Below are 14,648 nucleotides of genomic sequence, written 5' to 3' on the forward strand. Positions count from 1 at the left end.
GGCCTCACCAGCACCGGAACAATTCATCCCCGGGTCGTAAGCGGTCTCGGGGAAGTGGGGCACGCCCCCGCGCCGCCCGGCACGGCGCCTCGCCGTGTTGTCGCAGCACCCTGGTACGTCCAGCACAAGCGTGCCGCTCCGCCTTGCGATGCACCGCACCGGACGACGCGAAAACGCACCCCCCTTCACCAAGGCCGCTTAGGGCGTCCGATGTTTTCCGGTCGGCGGCCGGCTCGCGCCGCGCCGGCGCAGCGGGCGGTGGCCACGGGTTCGGCCCGGCCTCCGCACCGATCGCCGGGAGCGGGCCTCCGGGCCACCATGGGGGGAGATCCCTACGGGGACCCGCCCGGGAGGCGCCGATGGTGTACACCGATGGAGCAGCTGCGGACGTCCTGGTGGCGGGCGCCGGCCCGGTCGGGCTGACGGCGGCCGCCGAGCTGCGGCGGCGCGGGATCGCCTGCCGTATCGTCGACCGGCTCCCGGCGAGGCTGCCGTACGCGAAGGCGGTGGGGATCCAGCCGCGGACCCTGGAGATCTGGGACCGGATGGGCTTCGTCCAGGCCGCCCTGGAGGCGGCCGTCCCGATGCGCGGGCAGCTGACGTACGTGAACGGCGTGGAGCAGCCCCGGCTGGACCTGGTGCTGCCGCCCGAGGTCCCGTACCGCTTCGCCGCGCTGCCGCAGTACGAGACCGAGCGGATCATCGAGGAGTTCCTGGAGCGCTTCGGGACGCGCATCGAGCGGGGCACCGAGCTCGTGTCGTTCGTCCAGGACGCGGACGGGGTGACCAGCCGGCTCACGACTCCCAGCGGGGAGGAGGAGGTCCGGACCCGGTTCCTCGTGGGTTGCGACGGCGCGCAAAGCATCGTCCGCAAGGGGCTCGGCCTGAGCTTCGAGGGAGGCGCCTTCCCCGAGGAGTACATGCTCGCCGATGTGGAGGTCGACTGGGACCTGCCGTACGCGTACGGGGTGCGGGCCATGCACCACGATGCCGCGGGCGCCGTGGACGACGTGCTGGTGTGCATCCCGCTGCCGGGCGACCGCCGCTACCGGGTGTCGATGACGGTGCCGCCCGAGCTCTCCGCCGCTCCGCCCGAGGGCGGAGACGGGGTGGCGCACGGCCTGGAGGGCAGCCGGGCTCCCGGACTCGGCCATATCCAGGCCGTCCTGGACCGGCTGTCTCCGCAGCCGACCACCGCGTCGGCCATGCGCTGGTCGTCCGTGTTCCGGATCAGCCACCGGCTGGTGGACCGGTACGGGGCCGGGCGGGTCTTCGTGGCCGGGGACGCGGCGCACATCCATCCGCCGACCGGCGCGCAGGGCATGAACACCGGGATTCAGGACGCCTGGAACCTGGCCTGGAAGCTGGCGCTGGCCGTGGACGGTGCCGCAGCTCCGGGGCTGGTCGCGAGTTACGACGCCGAGCGCCGGCCGGTGGGCGAGGAGGTCGTCGGCCGTACCGTCCGGCACGCCGCGGAGGGCGTCCAGGCCGATCCGGAGGACGCGGAGACGCTGATGATGCGCCAGGCCCAGCTGCTCGTCGGCTACCGGGGCAGCCCCGTGGTGCAGCGGGCGGAGCCGGACGCGGGCGCTGCTCCCGGACCGCAGCCCGGCGACCGGGCACCGGACTGCGGCGGGCTCGCCGGCGACCTCGCCGCCTATCCGCTGCGGCTGTACGACCTGCTGCGCGGCCGCGAGCACGTGCTGCTGCTGTACGGGCCCCGCCCGGCGCTGGACGGCCTCGCCGAACTCACGTCCGCGGTACGGGGTTTCGCCACGGGCCGGGTCGGGGTGTGCGCGATCCTCGCGCAGAGCGAGCCCGACCGGCCGGCGTCGGCCCCGGTGCCCGTGTACCGGGACGGCCGGGGCGAGTTCGCCCGGATGTACGGGGTGCGGGAGCCGGCGGCGTTCGTGGTCCGGCCGGACGGCTACCTCGGCGCCAGACTGTGCCCGCCGACCGCTGCGGGGCTGCTCGCCCACTTCTCGGCGGTGTTCGCGGGCTGAGCGGGCCCGGTGAACCCCTTGGCGAGGAGCCGGACGGCCAAGGTCACTTCCCAGGCGAACACCGGGAGGGCAGCGAGGGATCCGGCGACCGAGACCTGCTCGTAGAGGCCGAACAGCACGGCGGTCGCCGAGCCGCAGATCATGGCGCCGCCGACCAGTCCCAGTACGGCGACGGGCCGCGGGACGAGCCGTGAGCGGTACATCAGGCAGGCCAGGACCAGGGTGTTGGCGCCCAGGACGAAGTTGGGGCCGAAGAGGAACGTCCAGTCGTGGATCGCCACGAGGGTGTCGGCGGCCGTGACGAGGGACGGGGCATCGGCGCCCGCCGCTCCCGCGGTGTCCCTGCGCAGCGTCACCACCGACAGGACGCTGATGATGCCGACGACGATGACGGCGGCCTCCAGGAGGCGCCCGCAGACGTAGCCGAGTGCGGCGCCTTCGTTCTGTCTCCTGAGGACCGGGTACAGGGCGACCCCGGTGCCTACGACCGCCAGCGCGAGGACGAACTCGAACAGCGCCCCGAGGAACACCCGGGTGTCGGCGCCGGCGCCGAGGACGTAGTCGGCGTCGTGCAGCACGGGGCCGTAGAGCGCGAGCCCGCCGATCGCGGCGACCTCGGTGACGAGGAACAGCACACCCGTCACGACGGCGATTTTCCTGGCTGAGCTCATGCGGAACCGACCCCTCTTCTTAGGTGTACGGCGTACACCTGAGCCGTACGTTAGGTGTACGCCGTACACTCGTCAAGCCGGGAACCCCGCCCGCGCACGGACCACGAGGGAGCTGATCGAGATGACCCGGCAGACGGAGGCAGCGCCCCGGGCGCCCCTGAGCAGGGACCGGGTGCTGCGCGCCGCCGTCACGCTGGCCGACGGCATCGGGATCGAGGCGCTGAGCATGCGCAGGCTCGCCCAGGAGCTGGGCGTGGTGCCGATGGCGCTCTACAAGCACGTCGCCAACAAGGAACAGCTCCTGGACGGCATGGTGGAGACCGTCGTGGGCGAGATCGACCCCCCGGCCCCCGGATCCGACTGGCAGGGCGCGGTCCGGCAGCGAATCCTCTCGGCGCGGGCGGCCCTGCTGGGGCATCCGTGGGCGGCTCAGGTGATCCGGTCGCGCACCGGCCCGACGCCGGCGGTGCTCGCGTACATGGACTCGGTGATCGGGATGTTCCGCGCCGGAGGTTTCTCGGTCGATCTCACCCACCACGTGATGCACGCACTGGGCAGCCGCATGCTGGGATTCACCCAGGAGCTGTTCGACGCCGCCCCGGGCCCCGATCCGGAGGGGCAGCCGGCCGTCCCCCCGGAGGCCGCGGCGGCCTACCCCCACGTCACGGAGCTGGCCATGGCCGCCGCCCACGAAGGGGACTCCGTCGTGGGCGGCGGCTGTGACGACCAGTTCGAGTTCGAGTTCGCGCTGGACCTGCTCCTGGACGGCTTCGAACGCCTCCGGCAGCAGGGCTGGACGTCGAGCGCCCGCCGCTCGCGCACCGGGGGTGGCCTGATCGCGTAGGCTCGGCCAATGGCCAAGTACTTCGACGTGCACCCCGAGAACCCCCAGCAGCGCACCATCGGCAGTGTCGCTGACAGCATCCGCTCCGGCGCGCTCGTCGCGTACCCCACGGACTCCTGCTACGCGCTGGGCTGCCAGCTCGGCAACCGTGACGGCCTCGCCCGGATCCGGTCCATCCGCAATCTCGACGACCGCCACCACTTCACGCTGGTGTGCCAGGACTTCGCCCAGCTGGGCCAGTTCGTGCAGATCGACAACGACGTGTTCCGCGCGATCAAGGCGTCCACGCCGGGCAGTTACACCTTCATCCTCCCCGCGACGAAGGAAGTGCCGCGCCAGCTGCTGCACCCCAAGAAGAAGACGGTCGGCGTACGCATCCCCGACCACGCGGTGACCCAGGCCCTGCTCGCCGAGCTGGGCGAGCCGCTGCTGTCCAGCACCCTGCTCCTGCCCGACGAGCCGGAGCCGCTGACGCAGGGCTGGGAGATCAAGGAGCGGCTCGACTACCTGGTGGACGTCGTGGTCGACTCGGGTGACTGCGGGACCGAGCCGACCACGGTCATCGACTTCTCCGGCGGCGGCGCCGAGATCGTACGCCGCGGAGCGGGCGACACCACGCGCTTCGAGTGATGCCGCCCGCAGGTCGTGCGGACGGGCCGGTCAGCAGCCGAAGTTGATGCGCCGGAACGTCGCGTAGTGGTCGGAGGTGTAGTAGTCCTCCTCCCACTGCTGTCCGGTGATGATCCGGCGCGCCCCGCGGGTCGGCGAGCCCGGGGTGACGACGGTGTACTCGTGGTAGTAGCCGCTGCCGTGGATCGGCAGCAGCCGCTCACGGTTCTGGAAGACGACGCCGTCCTGGGAGTAGGGGAACGGACCGCCTTCGTCGATGAGGTCGAGGGTGTGGTGTGCCTGGGACGGCAGCGCCGAGTAGCAGATGCTGCCGACCGAGGCCGCGGAGGTGGCCTCGGCGACGGAGGCGGGCCCGGAGGCGGGAGCGGGGGCCGCCGAGGCGGCCGGTCCGGTGAGGAGCGCGGCGGCGACTGCCGCGGCGCCGGCGAGGGCCACGAAGCGTGGGGGGATTCTCATGCGGCCCATGATGACGCGCGTAGAGCAGCGGCCGTCAACGCCAACTCCGTTGAGTTTCCTGCCTGTTCACCGGGTGTACGCAGCCCTTGGCACGGATGCCGCCGCCGCTTAAGGCGGACGCAACCTGAGGCACCGCGCGACGCCGATGGCAGGATGATCTCCAGTCGACCGAGAGAGGTGCCGCACCATGGCCGTCGTCCACCGGACCACGATGACCCCCGGCAAGCTGGAACTGCTCGCTTCCTGGCTTCCCGCTCAGCCCTGGTACCAGGGCCCGGACGCGGCGAGTGCGCCGCAGCCGGCCAAGGCCGGGGGCTTCCGGCTCGACGACCCGCAGGGCGAGGTCGGGATCGAGTTCATGGCGGTCACCGACGGTGCGGGAGACCGACCGGTCACCTACCTCGTGCCGCTCACCTACCGCGGAGCCCCGCTCGACGGGGCGGAAGACGCCCTCATCGGCACCTCCGAGCACGGGGTGCTGGGGCACCGGTGGATCTATGACGGGACCCACGACCCGGTGCTCGTCGACCGGTTGTACGCGCTCGTGCTCGGCGAGGCCGAGGCGCAGGCCCAGAGCGAGAGCGACGCGCCCGACCCGACCGTCACGGGCTGGTCCGCGGGGGCCGGCCACCCGGGGCCGCTCGCCGTCTTGGCGGTCTCCGCCGGGCCGGACACGTCCGATGTGCTCGTGCAGACCTCCGCCGGGAAGCTGACCATCAGCGTGCAGCGCGTCCTGCGGCCCGCACCGGCGCAGGCCGCCCCCGCCGGGCAGCTGCTGGGGCACGTCACCGCTGACTGGACGCTGCCGGACGGCGCGAAGGCACGCGGCCGGTACGCCGTCGTCCGCGCGTAGGCGGCGCGCACCGGGCACTGCGCGCATCATGGAGGTGGGGGACGCTCTTTCGCCCGGCAGAGGAGGGCGCGGATGAGTTCCGAGCGCTACGAGCTGGTGTTTTCCGAGGGACCGGACACGAGCGAGGACGTCGTCGTGGTGACGGCCACCGGCCAGGCCGGTCCGGGCGGCCACCCGGTCTACACGGACGCGACCGGCATCGTCCGGGCGGAGATCAGCGACCAGGAGGAGGTACGCGTCCTGGCCTCCGGCGGCGGCCAGAACCCGGCCCGCGTGGTCCGGGTCCGGCCGCTGCCCTGAACGGCGCGCTCGCGGCCGCGCCGGCAAGTGGCGGCCGGGCCGCCGAGGTTGCTCCGCCGCCCTTTTCCGTTGCTCCGTACGAGTTCTCTTGCGTGCCCGTTCGGTCGCACCCTCCGAGCGCATGATCATCATTTAGCCGCGCAATCGTTTTGATACTCCCATCGGGCCGTGGGCGAGCTGGGAGGGCTGCGTGGCGAAGTCATCGACGCACCGTGCACAACAGGAGCGAAAGGCGAGACGGGCACGAACGATCTGGGCGTGGAGTGTGGTGGCCGCCGCGACCGGCGCCGTCCTCGTCGTCGCCGCGACGCCGGACCGGGCGCCGGAGCAGGATGCCAAAGGGTCGGCGGGCGGCGGCCCCCACGCCTCCGTGACCCTGCTGGTCGGCCGGGCCCTGGACGAGGGGGACGGCGGCATCGCCGCCCGGTGCGCGGTGGAGGGCTTCCGGGACGGCCTGTGCACCGGCTGGCGGCAACAGCGCGTACGGGCCACTGCCCGGGGCGCCGGGTCGGTGCTGCGGAGGCCCGCCTCCCGCGAGGCCGACGGGCCGGCGCGTACGGTCGTCCTCCCCACGAACGCCGGCGGTCCGCTCGAGATCGCGCTCGCCCAGGCGGGACAGCTCACCGATGTCACCGTCCGCGACAGGCACGGGCGCTACGTGGGCGGCACACTCGCCCCGAAGAGCCGCCGCTGGACCAACACCGAGCCGCTGCGGGCCGGCGAGCTCTACACCGTACGGGTCGGCGCACAGGACGCGGCCGGGACGCCGGTCGGCGTCACCATGGCCTTCCGGACCACGCCGCCCCCGGACGGGGGCAGGCTCACGGTGGAGTTCGGGCCGAGGCCCGGGACGTACGGCGCGGGGCAGATCGTGACGGCCGCCCTGAGCCGGCCGGTTCCGGCCACCGACCGGACCGCCCGGGCACGGGTGGAGCGGGCGCTCCAGGTGACCTCGGAGCCGGCGGTCGAGGGCGGCTGGCACTGGGTGGACGACTCGACGCTGCACTACCGGCCGCGTACGTACTGGCCGGCGCACGCCGAGGTGCACGTGACGAGCGGTCTCGACGGGGTCGAGCTCGGCGACCACGGCTACGGCGGCCCGTCCGACTCCACGGAGTTCACCATCGGGGACCGGATCGAGGCGGTCACCGACTCAGCCGCCCACGAGATGACCGTACGCCGCAACGGCCGGGTCATCCGGACGATCCCGGTCACCACCGGCAAGGCGGGGTTCCGGACCCGCAGCGGCGTCAAGGTCGTGCTGGGCAAGGAGTACCAGGTCCGGATGCGCGGGGACACCGTCGGCATCAAGCGCGGCACGAGCGAGTTCTACGACCTGCCGGTGTTCTACGCGACGCGGGTGACGTGGAGCGGCGAGTACGTGCACGCCGCGCCCTGGTCGGTCGCGTCGCAGGGCGAGGAGAACGTGAGCCACGGCTGCACGGGCATGAGCACGACGGACGCCGCCTGGTTCTTCCAGACGGTACGGGAGGGGGACATCGTGCAGGTGGTGAACAGCGGCGGCGAGCCGATGGCGCCCTTCGACAACGGCTTCGGCGACTGGAATCTGGACTGGCGGGCCTGGCAGGCGGGCAGTGCCCTCACGTCCGCCCCCGTCCCGGCCGCCGCCCACCCGGCGGTGTCCCGCCACGCCCCGTCCCGGCTGCACCCCCTGACGTGATGGCGCGATGAGGCCGTGCTGTACCCGGCGGATTCGCCGGGTACAGCACATGCCGGGCCGTCAGGGGTGCTTGGGAGTGGGGCAGACCTGCCAGGCGAGGTGGTAGAGGGTGCTCACGCTCGCGTCCGTGGAGTCCATGGCCATGAAGCTGGTGGAGGTCTGCGGGTTGGACGTGCCCGCATTCACGCGCAGTTCCGTATTGATGTTGAAGTTTCGTTTCTCTCCGCACGGCGCCCAGACCAGATCCGCGTACTCGGTCTTGTCGCTCGCCTGCCAGTTGTCGTTGTGCGGCCCGTTGAACTGGTGGGTGCGCTGAGTCGTCTGGGGCATTCCCTGGAAGTAGTAGTTCGCCCGCTCCTGCCCCCATGCACCGGGCTGGAGAAATGCGAATCCGCGGTAGTCCGCCTGGACAATCGCGTAGGTGAATCCCGAAGGAACGTGGACGCGGAGATTGAGCTGGCAGTTCTTGCGGAATGCCGTCGGCGGCGCACCGGGGCCCACCTGGGCGAGGTACTCACTGTAGGTGACCGTGAAGGCGGTGTTGTCCGGCGCGACGGCCACCTCGGCGGTGCCTTCGCGACAGCCGGATCCGTTGACCGTGGCGAGTTCGATCACGATCTTGTCGGGGGGTGCGGTGATCTGCGGGGTGTGGCCTGCGGCTCCGGCGGACGTCGTCGCCGTGGCGATCAGCACGGCCGCCGCGCTGCCGGTGAGCAGGGTACGAGACAGGGAATGAGACATCGTTGTCACTCCTGACCATCGATCGGTGTTTCCTGCGCTCACTCACGCCGCGTCAGGCCGCGGGGCATTCCTTCCACGCGAAGTGGTAGATCGTGCTGACGCTGCCGTCCGTCGAGTCCATGCTCATAAAGCTCAGGGCCTGCGGGTTCGACGACCCCGAGTAGACGCGCAGTTCGCTGTTGACGTTGAGGTTGCGCTCCTCGCCGCAGGGCGCATAGACGAGGTCCTGGTACTCGGTCTGGTCGCTCGCCTGCCAGTTGTCGGAGTACGGGCCATTGAACTGGTGGGCCGTGCGGGCCGTCTGCGCCATGCCCTGGAAGTAGTAGTTGGCGCGCTCCTGGCCGTAGGCCCCGCGCTGGAGGTGGGCGAAGCCGCGGTAGTCGGCGCGGGCGATGGCGTACGTGAACCCCTGCGGTACGTGGATCTGCAGGGCGAGCTGACAGTTCTTGCGGAACTCGGTACCGCCGGAGCCGGCGCCGGCCTGGGCCAGGTAGTTGCTGTACGTGACGGTGAACGACGTGTTGTCGGAGGCCGCGGCGACGCTCGCGGTCCCCTGGGGGCATCCCGATCCGTTGACGCCGACCACGTCGACGGTGATTCTTCCGGGTGGCGTGGACACGGTATGTGCCTGCGCGGGCAGGGCCAGGGCGGATAACGCCGCGACCGCCGCGCCGACAGTGAGCCTGCGGAGCAACATCTTCGTTTCTCCATTCATTCGTCCCGCGGAAGAATTCGCCCTGCGGAAGAATTCGCCCTGCGGAACCGGGAATTTCGGCATGCACATGCCACCACAGCGGGTGTCTGCTGGGAAGGACGCGATATGGACAACGCCCCCGGCCCGCGCGCCCTGGCCGAATTCCGCAATCCCCCGCAGCCCCCCGCCGCGCCCGCTCATCAGGCCCGCTCCCCCACCCCGCCCGGGAAACCCGGCACACGGCCGTGGCGCGACAATGACCAGAAGGAGTGTGTGCGGTGGTCCGGGATGGGCAGGCGCAGGGCATGGCTTTGCAGCACCCGGCGGAGCGCACGAGCGAGGGGCGTTCCGCCCGCTTCGAGAAGCTGGCCGAGCTCGCCTCCAACTTCACGAGCTCCGCCGTCTTCTCCCTGCTCTGCGTGCTCCTGGTCGCCGGTTACGTGGCCACTCACGCGGCAGGGCTGTCCACGGAGTGGCAGCACCTCGCGGGCGACGCCATGGGCGCCGTGTCCCTGCTGCTGCTGGCCCTGCTGAAGAACTCCGAGCGCCGCGCCGAGCACGCCATCCAGCGCAAGCTCGACGCGATCGCCGCGGCCCTGCTGGAGCAGCAGGAGGGCAAGGAGGGCCAGAGCAAGGCCCGCGAGGACCTGGAATCCGCCATCGGGATGGAAGAGCGGCTGTAGAGCCGGGACGGCCTGCGTTCGGGGCACTCGGGGCACTCGCGGCGCGAGTGCCCCGGAGCCTCAGCTCCTCTTCTTCGGCTCCTCGGCGTTGCGCCAGATCGTGAGGTCGAGCGTGATGTAGTTGCTCGGGTCGTTCGCGCCCGACTTGCCGCGGTACGTCGCCACCGCGATGTGGCCCGCATCGCTGAGCACGCAGATCTCCGTCCCGTCCGAGAGCTGATCGAGGCCGATCTTCTCGGTGTAGCGGGTTTCGGCGCGGCAGGTTTCGAGCGAGCCCTTCTGCGAGTTGTTCAGCACGACCAGCTTGCCGTTGTTGGTCCCGACCTTCGTGTCCCCGAAGAGGGTGTCGAGGTAGAAGTACAGGTCTCCGTGGTTGTACAACACGCCGACGTTGCCGCCGGTGGCGGGGCGCGGCGGGTTGTCGGCCAGCATGAGCTGGTAGTTGGCCGTCAGGTTCACGCCCTGGTAGGAGGCCGGGGTGGGGTCGGTGCGCTTCCCGCTCTTGTCCTGGGAGCCGCCGCTGGGGGTTGCGGCGCTCGGGCTTCCGCCGGTGGAAGCCGAACCGTCCTTGGCCTTGTTGCCGGAGCGGTCCGGCAGCAGGGAACCGATGACCGCGAGGCCGATCACCGCTGCCACGACGGCCCCGGCGATGATCAGCCCCTTCGGCTTGCGCTGCGGCGCGGGCGGCGGGTAGCCGGGGTGGTGGGAGGGCGACGGGGCGTGGAAGCCCTGCACGTACCCGGGCGGCGGCGTCTGGTAACCGGGCTGGGTCTGATACCCGGGCGGCGGCGTCTGGTAACTGGGCTGGGTCTGGTAGCCGGGCGGCGGCGTGTGATAGCCGGGCGGCACCGCGCCCGGAGCCGCGGGAGCAGCTGCGGCATGCGTCGGAGCGGGCGGCACCGCGCCCGGAGCAGCGGGACCGGCCGGTGCGTGCGGCGGAGCGGCGGGGGCGCTCTGCGTCGGCGCGGCGGCCACGCCGAGACCGGAGGGCGGGTACGGGGGCGCGCCCTGCGCCGGAGGCTGCGGGGAGACTTCGGTCGGCGTCGGGGCCGCGGCGGGCTGCGGCGGCGGGGTCTGCGCCGGTTCGGGCAGCCGGAGGCGCTCGGTGATCGAACCGGCGACGGCCTGGGGCAGCCAGTCCTCGCCCTGGCGGAGCGGGACGGGAGAGAGGTCGTGGCACATCTGGATGACCTCGGTCAGCGTGGGCCGGTCCGCCGGGTCACGGCTGAGGCACCGCGTCACCAGGGGCCGCAGCTCCTCCGGCAGTGCGCTGAGGTCGGGGTCCTCGTGCACGATGCGGTACAGCACGGCGTGCGAGGACCCCTCGCCGTAGGCGGGCGCACCGATCGCGGCGTACGCCACGATCTGGCCGAGGGCGAAGATGTCGGTGCAGGCGGTGACCGTACCGGCGGAAGCCTGCTCGGGCGCCATGAACGCGGGCGTGCCGACGCTGACGCCGCTGCCGGTCAGGGAAGTGGCGTCCGCCGCACGGGCGATGCCGAAGTCGATCACGCGAGGACCGTCGCCGGCGAGGAGTACGTTCGCGGGCTTCAGGTCACGGTGGACGATGCCCGCGCCGTGGATGACGTGCAGCGCCTCGGCGACCCCTACGGTCAGCAGCAGCACACTGCGCAGCGGCAGCCGCCCGTGCCCGGCAACGGCGTGCGCGAGGGAGGGGCCCGGTACGTAGGCCGTGGCCAGCCAGGGCTGGGAGCCCTCGGTGTCGAAGTCGATGACGGGCGCGGTGTAGAGGCCCTGCACCCGCTGCGCCGCCCGCACTTCCTGCTGGAAGCGCCGCCGGAACTCGGGGTCCTCGCTGAACTCGGGCCGGATCACCTTGAGGGCGATGGGCCGCCCGCCCGGCGTGTAGGAGAGGTACACCTTGCCCATGCCGCCCGCGCCCAGCACGGCGGTCAGACGGTAACCGCCCACCGTGGCCGGGTCGTCGGGCCTGAGCGGCTGGAAAAGGTCGGTAGAAGGTGTACTCATGAAAAATCCATCCCCTGTCACGGCAGTTCAGCCTGCCGAAGCCCCGAAGCCAACCGAGAGGGTACCCAACTTCGTGGCTCGTCCTCTTCGCCGGCCACCGTACCCGTACCCGTGCCCGGGTAAGCACGTCGCGGCATGACGTACGGTCATGCCCGCTACGCCTGGAGGGCCATGGCCAGCAGGAGCGCGGCCATGCCCACGGCCAGCCAGGCCAGGTAGTCGCCGACCAGCCCCGAGTGCAGGCGGCGCAGCGGCAGGACCGCGGCGGCCGCCGCCCGCCGCAGGGTGGCGCCGCCCGGCCACCAGAGCGCGGCCCCCGCCAACAGGCAGGCCGACGCCGCCGAGGCCACGCCGAGCCCGGCGCCCAACGCGGTCCAGTCCGTCGCGACCGCCTCCGGGGCCGTGCCGCCCCGGAGCTCGCTGCCGCCGGCGGCCGCGCCGTAGCCCGCCCGGTCGGTGAAGAGTTCCGCGCCGTGGCCCAGGCTCTCCGCGACCGCCGGTACGGTGCCGACGAGCAGGCCCAGGAGCAGCAGCGCCGCCGGTACCGCGACCATGGGCGGGCGCGGCGACTGCCTGGCCGCGCGTACCTCCGGTTCCTCCCCGTCCCCGGTGGTCTCGGCGTCTGCGGGTGCCGTGCGCGGGGGCGGCCCGGCCCCCCAGAAGATCCGGGCCGTGGCTCGCAGCAGCGCGCCGCCGGTCACCGCGGAGGTGAGGAGGAACACCGGCAACAGCGCATGGCCCGCCGCCTCCTCGCCGAGCGCCTTGCCCAGACCCGCGCCGAACGGTGGGAGTCCGGCCAGGACCAGGGCGCCGAGGGCGGACAGCAGCCCCACCGCCCGGTGGGCGCGCGCCTTGCCGTGCAGCCCGTGTTCGTCCACCGATCCGTACAGGTCGAGCAGCACCCCGCACAGCCCGAAGAGCGCCGCCTTCGCGCAGCCATGGCCGGCCACGTACACCGCCGTGGCGGCGGTACCGGCCGGGGTGAGGAGGGAGACGCCGACGAGGAACAGCCCGACGTGGCTGACGGTGGAGAAGGCCAGCATCCGCTTCAGGTGCCGCTGCGGCCAGCACATGAGGGCGCCGAGCAGCGCGGTGACGACCCCGATCGCAACGAAGGTGGTCCGGAACGCGGTGTGCGGCATCCCGCCGGGCCCCGAGAACACCGCCCAGTACACGCGGGCGACCCCGTACACGCCCAGCTCGACCATCACCCCGGACATCAGCATGCAGACCGGGGTCGGGGCGACGGCATGCGCATCGGGCAGCCAGAAGTGGAACGGCGCGGCCGCGGCCTTGACCAGGAACGCGGTGACGACGAAGACGAAGGCGACCACCGTCAGGGCGTCCGTGGGCTGCCCGTCGAGCCGCTCCCCGAGCCGGGCGAGGTTGAGCTCCCCGGTACGGGCGTACAGCAGGGCGATGCCGAGGAGAGAGCCGTACGCGGCGAAGGAAGTGACGATCCCGAAGGTGAGGGCGCCCTGCAGCGGCCTCGGGTCCTCGATGCGGTAGCCGGTGAGCGCGAACGCGGCGACGCTCATCAGCTCGAAGAAGACGAAGGCGTTGAACAGGTCGGCCGTCAGCGCAAAGCCGACCATGCCCGCCTCGAAGAGCAGGATCAGCGCGGGGAAGACCCCGGCCCGGTCCCCGGCCGGCTCGTCGAAGTAGCGCCAGGAGTAGACGATCACGGCGAGGACGAGCACCGCGGCGAGCAAGGCCAGTCCGGTGCCCAGCGGATCGGCGAGCAGGACGATCCCGATGTCCGCAGGGTGTCCGCCGATCCGGACGGCCGCCCGGTCCGCGGTGTGCGGCCACAGGGCGACCAGGCAGCCGAGGCCGGCCGCTGCCGTCGTGGTGGCGAGGAGGTCGCAGCCGAGCCGGGGCAGCCACCGGCCGGCCACGGCCAGCAGGACGGCCCCGATCAGCGGGATCGCGACGGACAGCGGGAGGAGCGCCTCGGCATCCGCCATGGCGTCAGCCCTTGAGCGCGGTGAGCGCCTGGGGATCGACCGTTCCATGGCGCTTGCGCAGTTGGATGGTGAGGGCGAGCAGGAGGGCGGTCACGGTGGCGCCGACCACGATGTCCGTGAGGGTCAGGGCCTGTACGACCGGATCGACGACGGGCCGGCTGCCGGGCTCGAGGTCCCCGTACACGGGGGCGCTGGCCCCGCGGCGGTATCCGACGCCCAGCAGCATCAGGTACGTGGACGACTGGGCGACGGCCAGGCAGCCGATGGCGTGGATCAGGTTGCGGCTGGTGACCAGCCCGTACAGGGCGATCAGCAGCACCCAGCCGGCAGCCAGGAAGGGCAGGGCACCCATCAGTTCTCGTCCTCCTGCGGAGCGGATCCGGACCGGCGGCGGGGGCGGCCCTCGGGGCTGGGGTGCCCGTCCGGCTCGGTGATCTCGACGGCCTGATCGAGGAAGTGGGCGAGCAGCACGATCAGCCCGGAACCGACCTCGACGCCGACGGCCACGTTGAAGAGCGGGACGAGGCCGCCCGAGGTGATCTGGTTGAACGCGCCGAAGGGCAGGACGTTCTCCAGGAACGCGCCCCCGGCCGCAAGGCCCGCCAGACCCAGCGCCGTGAACGACACCGCGGCCAGCGCGTCGGTGACGTCGAGGGCCGCGAGCGGCCGGACCCGTTCCAGGACCCGGTAGTCGGCGGCGAGGTAGGCCAGGTGGAGGGCGGTGGCGAGGACGACGCCGCCCTGGAACCCGCCGCCGGGTGTGAGCTGCCCGTGCGCCACCACGTACACGCCCACCACGAGGGCGACGGGCAGCAGGACGGCCCCGAACAGCCGGGTGGTGGGCAGGGCCCGCTCGCTCCGGGGCGGCGCCTTGCGCTCGTCACGGGCCAGTCGCAGCAGCAGGGTCGATCCGAGGACGGTGACGAAGAGGATCGTCTCCTCACCGAGGGTGTCGAGGGCCCGGAGGTCGAAGTTGACCGAGGACACCACGTTGGCGGTGTGGTGCGCCAGCGCGGCGGCCACGGCGCGGTCCCCGTACGGGTGGTGGTCGGTGCCGAAGGCGGGCAGCCGCGGGCAGGCGGCGGTGAAGAAGCCGGCGATCACCGCGGCGGCGCAGCCCAGGAGCAGCAGCCGGG

At 72.3% G+C, this 14,648-nt stretch carries 15 protein-coding genes; 7 read left to right on the forward strand and 8 right to left on the reverse strand.

All coding sequences use genetic code 11. The annotated features are described in order from the left end of the window. Positions 1-359: 359 nt before the first annotated feature. Complete coding sequence (locus AB0M76_RS39385) at positions 360-2,003, forward strand: FAD-dependent monooxygenase (protein WP_365957547.1); 1,644 nt, start codon at positions 360-362, stop codon at positions 2,001-2,003. On the opposite strand, the gene AB0M76_RS39390 is transcribed toward AB0M76_RS39385, so the two are convergent. Beyond that, complete coding sequence (locus AB0M76_RS39390) at positions 1,928-2,674, reverse strand: DUF4386 domain-containing protein (RefSeq protein ID WP_365957549.1); 747 nt, start codon at positions 2,672-2,674, stop codon at positions 1,928-1,930. The genes AB0M76_RS39385 and AB0M76_RS39390 overlap by 76 nt on opposite strands. Positions 2,675-2,795: 121 nt before the next feature. On the opposite strand from AB0M76_RS39390, the gene AB0M76_RS39395 reads away from it, so the two are divergent. Then, positions 2,796-3,518 (forward strand): TetR/AcrR family transcriptional regulator C-terminal domain-containing protein, encoded by a 723-nt coding sequence (locus AB0M76_RS39395; protein WP_365957550.1) that lies wholly within the window; start codon positions 2,796-2,798, stop codon positions 3,516-3,518. Between the two features lie 9 nt (positions 3,519-3,527). Then, on the forward strand, positions 3,528-4,148 hold the full coding sequence (locus AB0M76_RS39400; RefSeq protein ID WP_365957551.1) for an L-threonylcarbamoyladenylate synthase: 621 nt from the start codon (positions 3,528-3,530) through the stop codon (positions 4,146-4,148). 30 nt (positions 4,149-4,178) lie between these two features. Here the strand turns inward: AB0M76_RS39400 and AB0M76_RS39405 are convergent, their stop codons facing one another. Further along, the gene (locus AB0M76_RS39405) at positions 4,179-4,604 is read right to left on the reverse strand and encodes a ribonuclease domain-containing protein (protein ID WP_365957552.1); all 426 of its coding nucleotides are present in this window, start codon (positions 4,602-4,604) and stop codon (positions 4,179-4,181) included. A gap of 187 nt (positions 4,605-4,791) precedes the next feature. Between AB0M76_RS39405 and AB0M76_RS39410 the strand changes: the two genes are divergently transcribed. The 3 genes from AB0M76_RS39410 to AB0M76_RS39420 all read left to right on the forward strand — a co-directional run bounded on the left by AB0M76_RS39410 (position 4,792) and on the right by AB0M76_RS39420 (position 7,438). Then, positions 4,792-5,457: a 1,4-alpha-glucan branching protein gene (locus tag AB0M76_RS39410; RefSeq protein WP_365957553.1), complete on the forward strand. Its 666-nt coding sequence runs from the start codon at positions 4,792-4,794 to the stop codon at positions 5,455-5,457. 72 nt (positions 5,458-5,529) lie between these two features. Further along, positions 5,530-5,757 carry a DUF6296 family protein gene (locus AB0M76_RS39415; protein ID WP_365957554.1) on the forward strand — a complete coding sequence of 76 codons (228 nt, stop codon included), beginning with the start codon at positions 5,530-5,532 and terminating at the stop codon, positions 5,755-5,757. 268 nt (positions 5,758-6,025) lie between these two features. Further along, complete coding sequence (locus AB0M76_RS39420; RefSeq protein ID WP_365957555.1) at positions 6,026-7,438, forward strand: Ig-like domain-containing protein; 1,413 nt, start codon at positions 6,026-6,028, stop codon at positions 7,436-7,438. A gap of 60 nt (positions 7,439-7,498) precedes the next feature. Here AB0M76_RS39420 and AB0M76_RS39425 read toward each other — a convergent pair whose 3' ends face one another. Together AB0M76_RS39425 and AB0M76_RS39430 are read right to left on the reverse strand one after the other, a co-directional pair. After that, positions 7,499-8,167, reverse strand: a complete 669-nt coding sequence (locus AB0M76_RS39425) for a DUF4360 domain-containing protein (protein WP_365957594.1) — start codon at positions 8,165-8,167, stop codon at positions 7,499-7,501. Between the two features lie 64 nt (positions 8,168-8,231). After that, the gene (locus AB0M76_RS39430; RefSeq protein ID WP_365957556.1) at positions 8,232-8,876 is read right to left on the reverse strand and encodes a DUF4360 domain-containing protein; all 645 of its coding nucleotides are present in this window, start codon (positions 8,874-8,876) and stop codon (positions 8,232-8,234) included. 302 nt (positions 8,877-9,178) lie between these two features. On the opposite strand from AB0M76_RS39430, the gene AB0M76_RS39435 reads away from it, so the two are divergent. After that, positions 9,179-9,556 carry a hypothetical protein gene (locus tag AB0M76_RS39435; protein WP_365957557.1) on the forward strand — a complete coding sequence of 126 codons (378 nt, stop codon included), beginning with the start codon at positions 9,179-9,181 and terminating at the stop codon, positions 9,554-9,556. Positions 9,557-9,616: 60 nt separating this feature from the next. On the opposite strand, the gene AB0M76_RS39440 is transcribed toward AB0M76_RS39435, so the two are convergent. From AB0M76_RS39440 to AB0M76_RS39455, 4 genes are all read right to left on the reverse strand, one after another. Further along, positions 9,617-11,545 carry a protein kinase gene (locus tag AB0M76_RS39440; protein WP_365957558.1) on the reverse strand — a complete coding sequence of 643 codons (1,929 nt, stop codon included), beginning with the start codon at positions 11,543-11,545 and terminating at the stop codon, positions 9,617-9,619. Between the two features lie 155 nt (positions 11,546-11,700). Continuing rightward, entirely contained in the window at positions 11,701-13,512 is a 1,812-nt protein-coding gene (locus AB0M76_RS39445) for a complex I subunit 5 family protein (RefSeq protein WP_365957559.1), read from the reverse strand. Positions 13,513-13,516: 4 nt separating this feature from the next. Continuing rightward, entirely contained in the window at positions 13,517-13,864 is a 348-nt protein-coding gene (locus AB0M76_RS39450) for a sodium:proton antiporter (protein WP_365957560.1), read from the reverse strand. Then, positions 13,864-14,643, reverse strand: a complete 780-nt coding sequence (locus tag AB0M76_RS39455; RefSeq protein WP_365957595.1) for an MnhB domain-containing protein — start codon at positions 14,641-14,643, stop codon at positions 13,864-13,866. Before AB0M76_RS39455 ends, AB0M76_RS39450 begins: the two co-directional genes overlap by 1 nt. Positions 14,644-14,648 lie beyond the last annotated feature (5 nt).

Source organism: Streptomyces sp. NPDC051364, from assembly GCF_040682115.1.
In the GTDB taxonomy this organism is placed as follows: domain Bacteria; phylum Actinomycetota; class Actinomycetes; order Streptomycetales; family Streptomycetaceae; genus Streptomyces.